The sequence below is a fragment of the Chromobacterium sp. W521 genome (assembly GCF_052805975.1).
This window is the reverse complement of sequence record NZ_JBRBAF010000003.1, coordinates 289,271-302,678: the sequence shown is the minus strand read 5'-3', so window position 1 is coordinate 302,678 and position 13,408 is coordinate 289,271. Positions and strand designations below refer to the sequence as shown.

Genomic DNA, 13,408 nt, shown 5'->3' with positions numbered 1-13,408 from the left:
TCCTCATGTCGATTGCCGGGCATCCGTGCCGCGCCTGTCCAGCGTTTTCTCGCACTGATGCCGTAATTGGGAAATTTCGCTCAATACCACCTTGATGTCTTCCATCTGCTCCAGCAACTGCTGTTCCTTGCGCTGCAGGATGCGGATGAATTCGTGCAGCTGAGGCGCGTCGTCGCTGGCCGCGTCGTACAGCGCGAAGAGCTCGCGGATTTCCTGCAGGGACAGGCCGATGCGCTTGCCGCGCAGGATCAGCATCAGCCGCACCCGGTCGCGCCGGCTGTAGATGCGGCGCTGCCCCGCCCGCAGCGGTTCCAGCAGTTGCTGATCTTCGTAAAAGCGGATGGCGCGCGTGGTCACGTCGAACTCCTGCGCCAACTCGGTAATGCTGTAAGTCTGCTCCGCCATCTCCCTCTCCCGCCCTCCCCGGCGCCGCCGGACCATTCGCGCAACATTCGCCGTTGCGCTTGTCATTGTTGATTGACGTTAACGTAAACGTCAAGCTATCTTGAATACAGCATAGAGCAAATAGTCGAGGAAACAACATGCAAGCCAAAATCGCAGTGGTGGGCGCCGGCACCATGGGCAACGGCATCGCCCAGGTCTTCGCCGCCCATGGTTACGAAGTGCGTCTGGCCGACGTCAGCCAGGCCGCCCTGGACAAGGGCCTGGCCGCCGTCGCCTCCAGCCTGTCGCGGCTGGTGAAGAAAGGCCAGTTGGCCGAAGCCGATGTCCCCGCCATTCTCGCCCGCATCCAGACCACGACCCGCCTTGCCGACCTGGCCGACCGCGATCTGGTGGTGGAAGCCGCCACCGAAAACGCCGCCGTCAAGGAAAGCATCTTCCGCGAGCTGGCCGCCGTGGTGCGCCCGGACGCGGTGCTGGCGTCCAACACCTCTTCGATTTCGCTAACCCGCATCGCCAGTTGGGTCAGCCGGCCGGAGCGCGTGGTGGGCATGCACTTCATGAACCCGGTGCCCGTGATGCAGTTGGTGGAGATCATCCGCGCGCTGCAAACCGGCGACGCCGCTTACCGGCTGGTCTATGAATTGAGCCAGGCCTTGGGCAAAACCCCGGTCACGGTCAAGGACGCCGCCGGCTTCGTCTCCAACCGGGTGCTGATGCCAATGATCAACGAGGCCGCTTTCACGCTATACGAAAACCTGGCCAGCGCCGAGGACATCGATACTGTGATGAAGCTGGGCATGAACCACCCCATCGGCCCGCTGGCCTTGGCGGACCTGATCGGCCTGGATACCTGCTTGTCCATCATGGACATCCTCTACACCGAATTCCGCGACAGCAAATACCGCGCCTGCCCGCTGCTGGCCCAGTTGGTGCAGGCCGGTCACCTCGGCCGCAAGAGCGGCAAGGGTTTTTACAGCTACGCCTGAGCCGGCGCCGTCGGCAACGGGCTTTCATCAAGATTAGACGGAGGCAGCAACATGACCCAGGCAGTCCCCACCATCAAATTGCTGATAGGCGGCGAATTCGTCGAATCCCGCAGCGCCGAATGGCGGAACGTCGTCAACCCGGCCACCCAGGAGGTACTGGCGCGGGTGCCGATGGCCACCCAGGACGAAGTCGACGCCGCCGTCAGCGCCGCCAAGACGGCCTTCGCCAGTTGGAAGAAAACCGCCATCGGCGCGCGCGCGCGCATTTTCCTGAAGTATCAACAGTTGATCCGCGAGCACATGAAGGAACTGGCAGCGCTGCTGACCGCCGAGCAAGGCAAGACCCTGGCCGACGCCGAGGGCGACATCTTCCGCGGCCTGGAAGTGGTGGAGCACGCGTCCGCCATCGGCAATCTGCAACTGGGCGAATACGCGGAGAACGTCGCCGGCGGCGTGGACACCTACACCATGCGGCAACCGCTGGGCGTCTGCGCAGGCATCACCCCGTTCAACTTCCCGGCGATGATTCCGTTGTGGATGTTCCCGATGGCCATCGCCACCGGCAACACCTTTGTGCTCAAACCCTCGGAACAAGACCCTATGGTGACCATGCGCCTGGTGGAGCTGGCGCTGGAAGCCGGCATCCCGCCCGGCGTGCTCAATGTGGTGCACGGCGGCGAACATGTGGTCAACGCCCTGTGCGACCACCGCGACATCAAGGCGGTGTCCTTCGTCGGCTCCACCAAGGTGGGTACCCATGTGCACCATCGCGCCAGCCTCAACGGCAAGCGCACCCAATGCATGATGGGCGCCAAGAACCACGCCATCGTGTTGCCGGACGCCAATAAGGAACAGGCGCTGAACCAGTTGGCCGGGGCCGCTTTCGGCGCCGCCGGCCAGCGCTGCATGGCGCTGTCGGTGGCGGTGCTGGTAGGCGAGGCCCAACAGTGGATTCCGGAACTGGTGGCCAAGGCGCGCGGCCTGAGCGTGGGCGCCGGCAAGGACAACCCAGACCTGGGCCCGCTGATCTCCTGCGCCGCCCGCGAGCGCGTGGCCGGCCTGATCGCCCGCGGCGTGGAAGAAGGCGCGCGTCTGGAGCTGGACGGCCGCGACATCCAGGTGGCCGGCTACGAGCGCGGCAACTTCGTCGGCCCCACCATCTTCTCCGGCGTCAAACCGGAAATGAGCATCTACCACCAGGAAATCTTCGGCCCGGTGCTGTGCCTGATGGCGGCGGACTCGCTGGACGACGCCATCGCCATCGTCAACGCCAACCCCAACGGCAACGGCACCGCGGTGTTCACTCAGAGCGGCGCGGCGGCGCGCAAATTCCAGGAGGAGATCGACGTCGGCCAGGTGGGCATCAACGTGCCCATCCCCGTTCCGGTGCCGCTGTTCAGCTTCACCGGTTCGCGCGGCTCCAAGCTGGGCGACCTCGGCCCTTACGGCAAGCAAGTTGTGCTGTTCTACACCCAGACCAAAACCGTCACCAGCCGCTGGTTCGACGACGCCGCCAGCGGCGGCAAGGTCAACACCACCATTTCGCTGCGCTGACCGGGAGCCCGCCATGGATTTCGCACTGACTGAAGAACAGATCGCTTTTCAGGACAGCGCCCGCGACTTCGCCGCCAGCGAACTCGCGCCGCGCGCCGCCGAATGGGACGAAGAGGAAATCTTTCCGCTGGAGGTGATCCGCCGCAGCGGCGAGATGGGCTTTCTCGGCCTGTACACCCCCGAAGCCTACGGCGGTCTGGGCCTGCCGCGGCTGGACTCCGCCATCATCTTTGAAGAGCTGGCCGCCGGCTGCACTTCCACCGCCGCCTATCTGACCATCCACAATATGGTGGCCTGGATGATAGCCAGCTTCGGCAGCCCGGAGCTGGCTCAGCGCTGGGTGCCGCGCATGGTCAGCGGCGAACTGCTGGGCAGCTACTGTCTGACCGAGCCCGGCGCCGGCTCCGACGCCGCCTCGCTGAAGACCCGCGCCGAGCGCAAGGGCGACCATTACGTGCTCAACGGCTCCAAGATGTTCATCTCCGGCGCCGGCAGCACCCAGGTGCTGGTGGTGATGGCGCGCACCGGCGGCCCCGGACCCAAAGGCGTGTCCGCCTTCGTGGTGCCGGCGGACGCGGCCGGGGTGCAATACGGCAAGAAAGAGAAAAAAATGGGCTGGAACAGCCAGCCCACCCGCGCCATCACCTTCGACAATGTGGAAATCCCCGCATCCAACCGGCTGGGCGAGGAAGGCCAAGGCTTCGCTTTCGCGATGAAGGGACTGGACGGCGGCCGCATCAACATCGCCACCTGCGCGGTGGGCACCGCTCAAGCCGCGCTGGCCGCCGCCCAGCGCTATGTGCAGGAGCGCCAGCAATTCGGCCAGCCGCTGGCCGAGCTGCAAAGCGTGCAGTTCCGGCTGGCGGACATGCTGACCGAACTGGTGGCCGCGCGGCAGATGGTGCGGCTGGCGGCATGGAAACTGGACCAGGCCAGCCCGGACGCCAGCGCTTATTGCGCCATGGCAAAGCGGCTGGCCACCGATTTGAGTTTCAATGTGGCCAACAACGCGCTGCAACTGTTCGGCGGCTACGGCTATCTGAAGGACTTCCCGCTGGAACGCCACGTGCGCGATCTGCGCGTGCACCAGATCCTGGAAGGCACCAATGAAGTGATGCGGATGATCGTGGCGCGCAAACTATTGCAAGACGGCGCGCTGGAAACACTGCGCTGATCGAAGCCGGAAAATCCAAGATGCGGCCTTGCGCCGCCTTGCCTCAGCCGCTTCGCTGGATTTTCCCGGCCTCGCTCAATCAAAACCGAATCCATAAAGGCAAACGCCATGAACAACTACGCCCACCTGAACGTGGAAAAACGCGGCCACACCGTCGTGGTCACCATAGACAATCCGCCGGCCAACACCTGGAACCGAGATAGCCTGAGCGCGCTGAAACGACTGGTGGCGGACCTGAACGCCGACCGCGACATCTACGCGCTGGTGATCACCGGCCAGGGCGAAAAATTCTTCTCCGCCGGCGCCGATCTCAATCTGTTCGCGGACGGCGACAAAAAGGTGGCCACGGAAATGACCATGCTATTCGGCGAGGCCTTCGAGGCGCTGTCCGCCTTCCGCGGCGTCAGCATCGCCGCCGTCAACGGTTATGCGATGGGCGGCGGCCTGGAGTGCGCGCTGGCCTGCGACATCCGCATCGCCGAGGAGCAGGCGCAAATGGCGCTCCCTGAAGCCGGGGTCGGCCTGCTGCCCTGCGCCGGCGGCACCCAGAACCTGCCCTGGCTGGTGGGCGAAGGCTGGGCCAAACGCATGATTCTGTGCGGCGAGCGCATCGACGCGCGCACCGCCGAGCGCATCGGCCTGGTGGAAGAAGTGGTGGCCAAAGGCCAGGCGCTGGACGCCGCGCTCACGCTGGCGGCAAAAGTCGACCGCCAATCGCCATCGTCGGTGGCGGTGTGCAAGCAGCTGGTGCAACGCGCGCGGCTGCAGCCGCCGGCTCACAATCTGATCCACGAACGCGAAGGCTTCATCAAGCTGTTCGACACGCAGGATCAGGGCGAAGGCACCCGCGCCTTCCTGGAAAAACGCGCGCCTCAGTGGAAGAACGCCTGACCTTCACCCAAGGACGAATCCGCCATGTCCCACCTGGTACTGTTTGAAGAACTGCCGGTCCGCGGCGGCCAGCGCATCGCCATCGCCACGCTGAACGCGGAAAAATCGCTGAACGCGCTGACGCTGGAGATGATACGGCTGCTGGACGCACGCTTGAACGCCTGGGAGAACGACGACGCCGTGGTGGCCGTGCTGTTGCGCGGCGCCGGCGACAAGGCCTTCTGCGCCGGCGGCGACGTGCGCTCTCTGCGCGCCGCGCTGCTGGAAGACGGCGACGTCTATCCCAACCCGCACGCCGTCGCCTTCTTCAGCGAGGAATATCGGCTCGATTATCACATCCACCGCTACCGCAAGCCGCTGATCGTCTGGGGCGGCGGCATCGTGATGGGCGGCGGCCTGGGCCTGATGGCCGGCGCCAGCCACCGCGTGGCCACCCCGGCCACCCGCATCGCCATGCCGGAAATCACCATCGGCCTATACCCGGACGTGGCCGGCAGCTGGTTCCTGCAACGGATGCCGGCCAAGCTCGGCCTGTTCCTCGGCCTGACCGGCGCGCCGCTGAACGCCGGCGACGCGCTGCTGTGCAATCTGGCCGACCACGTGCTGCCTGCCGACGGCCAGCCGGCCTTGCTGACGGCGCTGCGCGAACTGGCCTGGGAACAACCGGCGGAACGCCACCACGGCCTGGTCAGCGCCTTGCTTAACGAGATGGAACGCGGCGTGGCGTTGCCGGAAGCCAACGCCGGCCGCAACCTGCTGGCGGTTCACCAACTGATGAACCGCGGCAGCCTGGACGCGGTGGCCGCCGCGCTGCACGACACCGCCTTCGAAGACCCGTGGCTGGCCGCGGCCGCCAAGAGCTTTGCCCACGGCTGCCCCAGCTCCGCTGCGGTGTGTTGGGAAATCTTCCAGCGCGCCAAACACCTGTCCTTGGCCGAGGTCCTGCGCATGGAACTGGCGCTGTCGGTCAACTTCTGCGCCAAGCCGGACTTCCGCGAAGGCGTGCGCGCGCTGCTGGTGGACAAGGACCGGGCGCCTCAATGGCACTACCGCGAGCTGGCCGACATCCCGCCAAGCTGGGTGGACAGCCATTTCGATTCGCCGTGGACGGCGGCCGAACACCCGCTGGCCGCGCTCCAATAACAATAGAGGAGACAGAATATGCAAACCATCGCCTTCATTGGCCTGGGCAATATGGGCGGACCGATGGCCGCCAATCTGCTGAAACACGGTTATAAGCTGAACGTGTTCGACCTGTCCGCCGACGCGCTGGCCAAGTTGGCCGCCGCCGGCGCGCGCTCGGCCTCCTCCGCCGCCGACGCCGTTCGCGGCGCCGACGCGGTGATTTCCATGCTCCCGGCCGGCCGCCACGTGGAAGGCTTGTACCTGGGCGAGTCCGGCCTGTTCTCGCAACTGCCGGCCGGCACCCTGGTGGTGGACTGCAGCACCATAGACGCCGCCACCGCGCGCAAAGTGGCCGCCGCGGCCGACGCCGCCGGCCTCAAAATGCTGGACGCGCCGGTGTCCGGCGGCACCGCCGGCGCCGCGGCCGGCACGCTCACCTTCATCGTCGGCGGCGCCGCCGCCGAGCTGGAACGGGCGCGGCCCTTGCTGCAAGCCATGGGCAAGAACATCTTCCACGCCGGCGCCGCCGGCGCCGGCCAAACCGCCAAGATCTGCAACAATATGCTCTTGGGAATCCTGATGGCCGGCACCGCCGAGGCGCTGGCGCTGGGCGTGAAAAACGGGCTGGACCCCAAAGTGTTGTCCGATATCATCAGCCAGAGCTCCGGCCGCAATTGGGCCACCGAGCTATACAACCCCTGGCCCGGCGTGATGGAGAACGCACCGGCCAGCAGAGGCTACAGCGGCGGCTTCATGACCGAACTGATGCTGAAAGACCTGGGACTGGCCGAGGAAACCGCGCTACACAGCCACGCGGCCAATCCGCTGGGCTCCTTGGCGCGCAATCTGTACGAGGAGCACGCGCAAGCCGGCTTCGGCAAACTGGATTTCTCCAGCATCCTCAAGCACTTCCACCCGCTGGATTGAGTTAGACCGCGCGGCCCCTAAGCTGGTGGCCGCCGTGGACCACGCTTAATGTCCTGAGAACCTGTTTACGATCTCGCGAGCTAGAGCGAGGCAAGGCGAAAACGGCTGAGAAAGCGGAATGCACACGGGGTACATGAGCATTTCGAAGACGTACTCACTGGATAGCGCTGCACAATGCGCAGCAGATCGTAAACAGGTTCTGGAAAACTTGGCCCAAGGCCGTAATGGGTCAGTGCTTGGCCAAGCCAAAGAAGCGTCTGATCTTGTCCACCAGTTCCGCCCGTTGCGGCAAGCCGTTGCCCTCTTGCCAATCCTGCGGCAGCTTGCGAGTGCGCTCCGCCAGCCGCTCCGCCAGAATCGACGAAATCGCCTCCGCCAATTCCTTGCGCGAGCTCAGAATCGCCTGAAAGGCTTCTTTATCCAGCCGCAGGCACTCCACATTGGAACGCGCGATCACGGTGCCGCTGCGCGCCTCTCCGGTCATCAAGCCCATTTCGCCGAAGAAGTTGCCGCCCTCCAGCACGTCCACCAGCTTTCGGCTGCCGTCCGGCAGATTCACCCACACTTCCACCTCGCCGTTGAGCATGATGTAGAGCCAGTGCGCGACCGCGCCCTGGTGCATGATGATGTCGCCGGTGACGAAGGGGGTGAACTTGAGTTGATCGGCCAGCACCACCAGCTCCTCGTCGTTGAGGCTGGACAGAAGCTCCACCTTGCGCAACGCCTGCACCCGTTCTTCCAGATGCTTCTTCATACGCGCTTCCATGTACTTTTCATTGTCCTTGATGGTCAGCACATTGTAGTGCGGCGAGGACATTTTCAGATTATGGCGGCGCAAGGCGGCGTCGATATGGGTGCGCACCACGGAATCAGTCAGATCGTCGGCGGCGAGATCGGTCAGCCAGTAACGCACTGCGTACTTGCTATAGCCGTTCTCGAAGCCCATCAGAATGCAGTTGGGCTCCGGCGACAAGGCCACGCCGGGCAACTGGGCCTCACGCAAGGAGCGTTCCACCACGGTGATGATCTGATTGGGCAAGGTATCCCAGTTAATGTTGAACCACACCCAGCGCCGCCATTGCAACGGCGCGCCCTGGTGCTTGCCCAGGATGGCGAACTGCCCCTTCATCAGCTGGCTGTTGGGAATCACCACGGTTTCCCAGTTGCGGGTTTCCACCAAGGTGGCGCGCCAGTTGATTTCCACCACCCGCCCGGACAGCTCGCCGGACTTGATCCAATCCCCCACCTCCACCGAATTGTCCAGTTGCAGCGACAGGCCGGCCAGAATATTGCCCAGCGTATCCTGCATGGAGAACGCCAGCACGCCGGTGATCACCGCCGAAGTGGTGACGATGTGGCTCAGATCCAGGCCAGCCAGACGCAGCAGCGCCAACCCCCAGCCCACGCAGCCCAGCACCAGCAGGATGTCCTCCAGAATGCGCGGCGGATGCAGGCGGAGCAAGGGCAGGAACAGCCGCATCAACATCATCGCCCATAGCCGGATCAAGGCCAGTCCCAGCACGATGACGGCCACCTGCTTGATCCACTCCGCCACCGCCTGGCCGTCCTGAGGCCCCAGATTGATCGCCACCAAGGCGAGGGCGGCGGCCAACAAGGAGCGCAGCGTCGATTTGCGGGTTTCCGGCCGCAGCAGATAGAGCAAGGCGGCGCAGGCGGCGGTCAACGCCACAAACAGCGTCAAGCTGTCGTGCCACGCCTGAGGGATCAGCTTTTCCAGCCAGCTAACCGTCGGGGCCGTATCCATGCCGCCTCCGCGATGAAGTCTTGATGGGAAACCGCCGATGGCGGCGCCGCTGCGGCTGGGAACAAAGAGGAAACAACAGACCGGCCGCTTTTCATTGATAGTCCATCGCGGCGGATAAAAAAAATCCCTCCCGTATAGGGAGGGCTGCAAGGTATCGGGGAAGTGTAATCGCCGGAGCTGGGGAGCCGCCGGAATCACAGCGCCCTGCTATACCAGTGCAGCGCGCAATTGAATGCTACACATTCCCATAGCATTTAGATATGAGTACATTTACTTAGCAAGCATGTCTCGTAGTACAGGCTCCACTTCGTCCGGCGTGGTCAGCCTGCGGATGCGCTCAAACAAGGCGCCGGCCTCCGGCCAGGTTCGCTTCAGTTGCCCCAGCCATTGCTTGGTGCGCGCCACCGGGTAGCGTCCATCCTCGGACTGGACGCGGCACTGCAGGAACAAGTCCAGCACCCAGGGCTGCATCTCGTTCCAGGGCATGGGCTCGGCGCCGTCCTGGCGCTTGATACGCAAAGCCAGGTCCGGGCAGGCCACCAAGCCCCGCCCTATCATCACCGTGTCGCAGCCGCTTTGCTCGCGGATGGCGCGGTAATCGTCCAGCGTCCACACTTCGCCGTTGGCCACCACGGGCACCGCCACGCTCTCGCGGATGCGGGCGATCCAGTCCCAGTGCGCCGGCGGGCGGTAGCCCTCCACCTTGGTGCGGCCATGCACCGCCAGTTCCTGCGCGCCGCCGGCCTCCAACGCCCGCGCGCACTCCAGCGCCCGGCTCTTGTCTTCATAGCCCAGCCGCATCTTGGCGGTAACCGGTATTTCGGCTGGCACCGCCGCGCGCACCGCTTGCACGATCTGGAACAGCAGTTCAGGGTCGTTAAGCAAAACGGCGCCGCCGCGATGGCGGTTGACAGTGGGAGCCGGACAGCCGAAATTCAGATCTATGCCCGGCGCGCCCAGGCCGGCGGCCTTGGCCGCGTTCTCGGCCAGGCAAACCGGGTCCGAACCCAGCAATTGCACTCGTACCGTAACGCCGGCGCGGGTCTTGCCGCCGCGCGCCAGCTCCGGCGCCAGCCGCATGAAGGTGCGGGTGGGCAAAAGCGCCGAGGTGACGCGGACAAACTCGGTCACGCACAGATCAATGCCGCCCACCCGGGTCAGCACATCGCGCATCGCCTCGTCCACCAGGCCCTCCATCGGGGCAAGAACCAATTTCATTGCAAACATCGCCGGAAAAAAGGCGAATATTGTACCGCAAAGCGGGGAAAGGCATTCAATGCAAATCGCTATTCGCCAGGCCGACGCGGAGTCCGTCGGCTCATGGCTGCCCTTATTTCTGGCCTATCTCGATTTTTATCGGACAACGCAGCCGGCGGAGGCCTGCGCCGCCTTTCTGGAACAGCGGCTGCGCAAGGGCGAAGCGGTGGTTTTCCTGGCCGAAGACGCGGCCGGCGTCCAAGGCTTCGCCCTGCTCTATCCTGGTTTCTCCTCGCTAGGCTTGCGTCCACACTGGTTGCTGCACGACTTGTTCATATCGCCGGCCTCTCGCGGAGGCGGCGTCGGCCAATTATTGCTGGAACATTGCCAGCGCCATGTCGCCGCGCTGGGCGGCGGCGTCACGCTGCAAACCGCGCACGACAACCTGAACGCGCAGCGGCTGTATGAACGATCAGGGTTTAAACTGGATACCGAATTCAGAGTCTATGAATGGAGCGAGCCCTCGTCGTCAGCGCCGGCCGCGCCTTGACGCGCCGCCAAGCGCTGCGGCATCCTTCGCCCCCTTGATGACATTGCCCATTGGAGCCGACATGAAACAGCACCGCGTCATTTTCGATACGGACCCCGGCCTGGACGATGCGGTCGCCATCCTGTTCCTGCTGGGCGCGCGCGCTGACATCGAGCTCTTGGGGCTGACCACGGTGGCCGGCAACGTCGGCGTGGAACTGACCACCCGCAACGCCCGCATCGTCTGCGAATGGGCCGGACGCGGCGATGTGCCCGTCTACGCCGGCGCAGACCGGCCGCTGGTCCAGCCCTACCAGGGCGCCGAACATGTGCATGGCGCCAGCGGCCTGGACGGCGCGCCGTTGCACGAACCCGTGATGCCGGTGCGCTCAGAGCATGCGGTGGACTTCATCATCGACACGCTGCGCCGCGAACCTCCGGGCAGCGTCACCCTTTGCCCGGTGGGGCCATTGAGCAATATCGCGCTGGCCCTGCGCCGGGCGCCGGACATCGCCGCGCGCATTGGCCGCATCGTACTCATGGGCGGCGGCTATTTCGCCGGCGGCAATATGACCCCAGCGGCGGAGTTCAACATTCATACCGATCCGCACGCGGCGGACATTGTGTTGCGCAGCGGCGCGCCCATCGTCATGTTGCCGCTGGATGTCACCCACCAGGCAACCACCACTCCGGCGCGCGTGGCGCTGCTGCGCGACCTCCCCAACCGCTGCGGGCCACTGGCGGCCTCGCTGCTGACGTCTCTGGAGCGCTACGACGTGCAAAAGCTGGGTCAGGACGGCGCGCCGGTGCACGACCCCTGCGTGATCGCCTACTTGCTGCGCCCCGATCTGTTCCGCGGCCGCACCGTCAACGTGGTAGTGGAACTGGCCGGCCACTACACCACCGGAGCCACCGTGGTGGACTGGCACGGAGAATCCGGCCGCGAGCCCAACGCGCTCTACCTGACCGAGGTGGACGCCGACGGCCTGTTCCAACTGATGGCCGAGGCCCTCGCCCATCTGCCGTAAACCCAAGGAGGCCCCATGAAAATCGCTCCCGGCATTTATCGCCATTACAAAGGACCGCTCTACGAAGTATTGGGTACCGCCACCCACTCCGAAACCGGTGAACTGCTGGTGATGTACCGCGCGCTTTACGGCGAGTTCGGCCTGTGGGCGCGCCCGGCCGGCATGTTCGAGGAAAGCGTCGCTCACGAGGGCCAGACCCTGCCGCGTTTCGCCTTGGTCAAAGCCTTCTGAGCGCCGCGATGCGCATTTTCCGCACCGATCAATTTCCGCTGCCGCTACCGCCCGGCCATCGCTTCCCCGCGCAAAAATACGCGCTGCTGGCGCAGGCGGTGGCGAGGTTCGCCGCCGAAGCAATGGACGCCGCGCCGGCGGCCAGCCGCTACGAGTTGGCGCAGGCCCACGACGACGCCTATCTGGACAAGGTGTTCAACGGCGCGCTCAGCGCCGCCGAGCAGCGCGAGATCGGCTTGCCCTGGAGCCCGCAACTGCTGGAACGCAGCCGTCGCTCGGTGGGCGCCACCATTGCCGCCGCCCGCTGGGCGCTGGCGCGCGGCTGCGGCGTCAACCTGGCCGGCGGCACCCACCACGCCGGCCGCGCGATGGGCAGCGGATTTTGCGTGTTCAACGACATCGCCGTGGCCGCGCGGCTGATGCTGGACGAAGGCCTGGCCCGACGTGCGCTGGTAATAGACCTGGACGTGCACCAGGGCGACGGCACCGCCGCCATCACGCGCGGCGACGACCGCATCTTCACCTTCTCCATGCACGGCGCCGGCAACTTTCCCTTCCGCCGCGAAGCCAGCAACCTGGACATAGAACTGCCGGACGGCGCCAGCGACGAAGCCTATCTCGCCATTCTGGCCGAGCAACTGCCGCGCCTGTTCGCCACGGACCCAGACCTGGTGTTCTACCTGGCCGGCGCCGACCCCTACGCCGGCGACCGCCTGGGCAAGCTGGCGCTAAGCTTCGACGGCCTGGCCGCACGAGACCGCATGGTGCTGGAAGCCTGTCGCCAGGCCAAGGCCGCTGTCGCCGTCGTCATGGGCGGCGGCTACGCGGTGCCAATTGAGGACACCGTGGCGATCCAGACCGAAACCGTGCACCTGGCTTGGCAAATTTTCGGCGCCGAGGGACAGATCCCTCGCCCCGACACGACTCATACTCATCCCACCCGTCAATGGAGCCAAACATGAAAACCGCAACCTTCGCAGGCGGCTGCTTCTGGTGCATCGAAAGCGCCTACAACCGCTTGGCCGGCGTCCACAGCGCCATTTCCGGCTATACCGGCGGCCCCGGCGCCAACCCCAGTTACAAGGAAGTCTGCGGCGGCCGCAGCGGCCACGTGGAAGCGGTGCAGATCCGCTACGACCCGGCCCAGATCGATTACGACACCCTGCTGCGCGCCTTCTTCGCGTTGCACGACCCCACCACCCTCAACCGCCAGGGCAACGACGTCGGCCCGCAATACGCGTCGGTGCTGTTTTACCACGACGAAGAACAGCGTCAGGCGGCGGAACGAAAGCTGGCGGACCTGGCCGGCGACTACCCGGCGCCCATCGTCACCCGGCTGGAGGCCGCGGCGCCTTTTTATCCGGCGGAAGACTATCACCAGCAATACTTTGATCAACATGGCCACGAGCCCTATTGCCAGATGGTTGTAGCGCCAAAATTGGCCAAGTTTCAGCAACATTTTTCTGTTTACTTGAAGAAATAAGCCACACCCTGCCAGGGGCGAACCCAGCTCCCGGCTTGGTTCGCGCGCCCCGGGCATCGCCGCTATAATCCGGCACAGTAGCGGCGATGCCCAGATTGGCTGCGCGCCGGACGA

14 protein-coding genes are annotated in these 13,408 nt (G+C 65.0%); 11 read left to right on the top strand and 3 right to left on the bottom strand.

What is annotated here, in order from left to right; all coding sequences use genetic code 11:
• Positions 1 to 3: 3 nt before the first annotated feature.
• Positions 4 to 405, bottom strand: a complete 402-nt coding sequence (locus ACUXV1_RS06035) for a MerR family transcriptional regulator (protein WP_114152795.1) — start codon at positions 403 to 405, stop codon at positions 4 to 6.
• Between the two features lie 137 nt (positions 406 to 542).
• On the opposite strand from ACUXV1_RS06035, the gene ACUXV1_RS06030 reads away from it, so the two are divergent.
• The 6 genes from ACUXV1_RS06030 to mmsB all read left to right on the top strand — a co-directional run bounded on the left by ACUXV1_RS06030 (position 543) and on the right by mmsB (position 7,062).
• On the top strand, positions 543 to 1,391 hold the full coding sequence (locus ACUXV1_RS06030) for a 3-hydroxybutyryl-CoA dehydrogenase (protein ID WP_446015075.1): 849 nt from the start codon (positions 543 to 545) through the stop codon (positions 1,389 to 1,391).
• A gap of 51 nt (positions 1,392 to 1,442) precedes the next feature.
• A complete protein-coding gene (locus ACUXV1_RS06025) occupies positions 1,443 to 2,945 on the top strand; it encodes a CoA-acylating methylmalonate-semialdehyde dehydrogenase (RefSeq protein ID WP_446015074.1) in 1,503 nt (500 codons plus the stop codon).
• Positions 2,946 to 2,958: 13 nt separating this feature from the next.
• Positions 2,959 to 4,119, top strand: coding sequence for an acyl-CoA dehydrogenase family protein (locus ACUXV1_RS06020; RefSeq protein ID WP_019101372.1), 1,161 nt, complete (start codon positions 2,959 to 2,961; stop codon positions 4,117 to 4,119).
• A 108-nt stretch (positions 4,120 to 4,227) separates the two neighbouring features.
• Positions 4,228 to 5,010, top strand: coding sequence for an enoyl-CoA hydratase (locus tag ACUXV1_RS06015; RefSeq protein ID WP_019101371.1), 783 nt, complete (start codon positions 4,228 to 4,230; stop codon positions 5,008 to 5,010).
• 24 nt (positions 5,011 to 5,034) lie between these two features.
• On the top strand, positions 5,035 to 6,153 hold the full coding sequence (locus ACUXV1_RS06010; protein ID WP_446015073.1) for an enoyl-CoA hydratase/isomerase family protein: 1,119 nt from the start codon (positions 5,035 to 5,037) through the stop codon (positions 6,151 to 6,153).
• Positions 6,154 to 6,171: 18 nt separating this feature from the next.
• Positions 6,172 to 7,062 carry a 3-hydroxyisobutyrate dehydrogenase gene (gene mmsB, locus ACUXV1_RS06005; protein ID WP_194426450.1) on the top strand — a complete coding sequence of 297 codons (891 nt, stop codon included), beginning with the start codon at positions 6,172 to 6,174 and terminating at the stop codon, positions 7,060 to 7,062.
• 229 nt (positions 7,063 to 7,291) lie between these two features.
• Here the strand turns inward: mmsB and ACUXV1_RS06000 are convergent, their stop codons facing one another.
• Both ACUXV1_RS06000 and ACUXV1_RS05995 read right to left on the bottom strand, forming a co-directional pair.
• On the bottom strand, positions 7,292 to 8,827 hold the full coding sequence (locus ACUXV1_RS06000; RefSeq protein ID WP_043641760.1) for a mechanosensitive ion channel family protein: 1,536 nt from the start codon (positions 8,825 to 8,827) through the stop codon (positions 7,292 to 7,294).
• A gap of 270 nt (positions 8,828 to 9,097) precedes the next feature.
• Complete coding sequence (locus ACUXV1_RS05995) at positions 9,098 to 10,045, bottom strand: tRNA dihydrouridine synthase (RefSeq protein WP_446015071.1); 948 nt, start codon at positions 10,043 to 10,045, stop codon at positions 9,098 to 9,100.
• Between the two features lie 58 nt (positions 10,046 to 10,103).
• On the opposite strand from ACUXV1_RS05995, the gene ACUXV1_RS05990 reads away from it, so the two are divergent.
• From ACUXV1_RS05990 to msrA, 5 genes are all read left to right on the top strand, one after another.
• Entirely contained in the window at positions 10,104 to 10,574 is a 471-nt protein-coding gene (locus ACUXV1_RS05990) for a GNAT family N-acetyltransferase (RefSeq protein WP_446015070.1), read from the top strand.
• 61 nt (positions 10,575 to 10,635) lie between these two features.
• On the top strand, positions 10,636 to 11,580 hold the full coding sequence (locus tag ACUXV1_RS05985; protein ID WP_203391556.1) for a nucleoside hydrolase: 945 nt from the start codon (positions 10,636 to 10,638) through the stop codon (positions 11,578 to 11,580).
• Between the two features lie 15 nt (positions 11,581 to 11,595).
• On the top strand, positions 11,596 to 11,811 hold the full coding sequence (locus ACUXV1_RS05980; protein ID WP_043593565.1) for a DUF1653 domain-containing protein: 216 nt from the start codon (positions 11,596 to 11,598) through the stop codon (positions 11,809 to 11,811).
• A gap of 8 nt (positions 11,812 to 11,819) precedes the next feature.
• Positions 11,820 to 12,773, top strand: coding sequence for a histone deacetylase family protein (locus ACUXV1_RS05975; RefSeq protein ID WP_446015068.1), 954 nt, complete (start codon positions 11,820 to 11,822; stop codon positions 12,771 to 12,773).
• Positions 12,770 to 13,294, top strand: a complete 525-nt coding sequence (msrA, locus tag ACUXV1_RS05970; RefSeq protein WP_043641752.1) for a peptide-methionine (S)-S-oxide reductase MsrA — start codon at positions 12,770 to 12,772, stop codon at positions 13,292 to 13,294. Before ACUXV1_RS05975 ends, msrA begins: the two co-directional genes overlap by 4 nt.
• Positions 13,295 to 13,408 lie beyond the last annotated feature (114 nt).

Bases quoted from the DNA above. Each gene is read 5' to 3' on its own strand.
- ACUXV1_RS06035 (WP_114152795.1), bottom strand. From the start codon at position 405: ATGGCGGAGCAGACTTACAGCATTACCGAGTTGGCGCAGGAGTTCGAC.
- ACUXV1_RS06030 (WP_446015075.1), top strand. From the start codon at position 543: ATGCAAGCCAAAATCGCAGTGGTGGGCGCCGGCACCATGGGCAACGGC.
- ACUXV1_RS06025 (WP_446015074.1), top strand. From the start codon at position 1,443: ATGACCCAGGCAGTCCCCACCATCAAATTGCTGATAGGCGGCGAATTC.
- ACUXV1_RS06020 (WP_019101372.1), top strand. From the start codon at position 2,959: ATGGATTTCGCACTGACTGAAGAACAGATCGCTTTTCAGGACAGCGCC.
- ACUXV1_RS06015 (WP_019101371.1), top strand. From the start codon at position 4,228: ATGAACAACTACGCCCACCTGAACGTGGAAAAACGCGGCCACACCGTC.
- ACUXV1_RS06010 (WP_446015073.1), top strand. From the start codon at position 5,035: ATGTCCCACCTGGTACTGTTTGAAGAACTGCCGGTCCGCGGCGGCCAG.
- mmsB (WP_194426450.1), top strand. From the start codon at position 6,172: ATGCAAACCATCGCCTTCATTGGCCTGGGCAATATGGGCGGACCGATG.
- ACUXV1_RS06000 (WP_043641760.1), bottom strand. From the start codon at position 8,827: ATGGATACGGCCCCGACGGTTAGCTGGCTGGAAAAGCTGATCCCTCAG.
- ACUXV1_RS05995 (WP_446015071.1), bottom strand. From the start codon at position 10,045: ATGAAATTGGTTCTTGCCCCGATGGAGGGCCTGGTGGACGAGGCGATG.
- ACUXV1_RS05990 (WP_446015070.1), top strand. From the start codon at position 10,104: ATGCAAATCGCTATTCGCCAGGCCGACGCGGAGTCCGTCGGCTCATGG.
- ACUXV1_RS05985 (WP_203391556.1), top strand. From the start codon at position 10,636: ATGAAACAGCACCGCGTCATTTTCGATACGGACCCCGGCCTGGACGAT.
- ACUXV1_RS05980 (WP_043593565.1), top strand. From the start codon at position 11,596: ATGAAAATCGCTCCCGGCATTTATCGCCATTACAAAGGACCGCTCTAC.
- ACUXV1_RS05975 (WP_446015068.1), top strand. From the start codon at position 11,820: ATGCGCATTTTCCGCACCGATCAATTTCCGCTGCCGCTACCGCCCGGC.
- msrA (WP_043641752.1), top strand. From the start codon at position 12,770: ATGAAAACCGCAACCTTCGCAGGCGGCTGCTTCTGGTGCATCGAAAGC.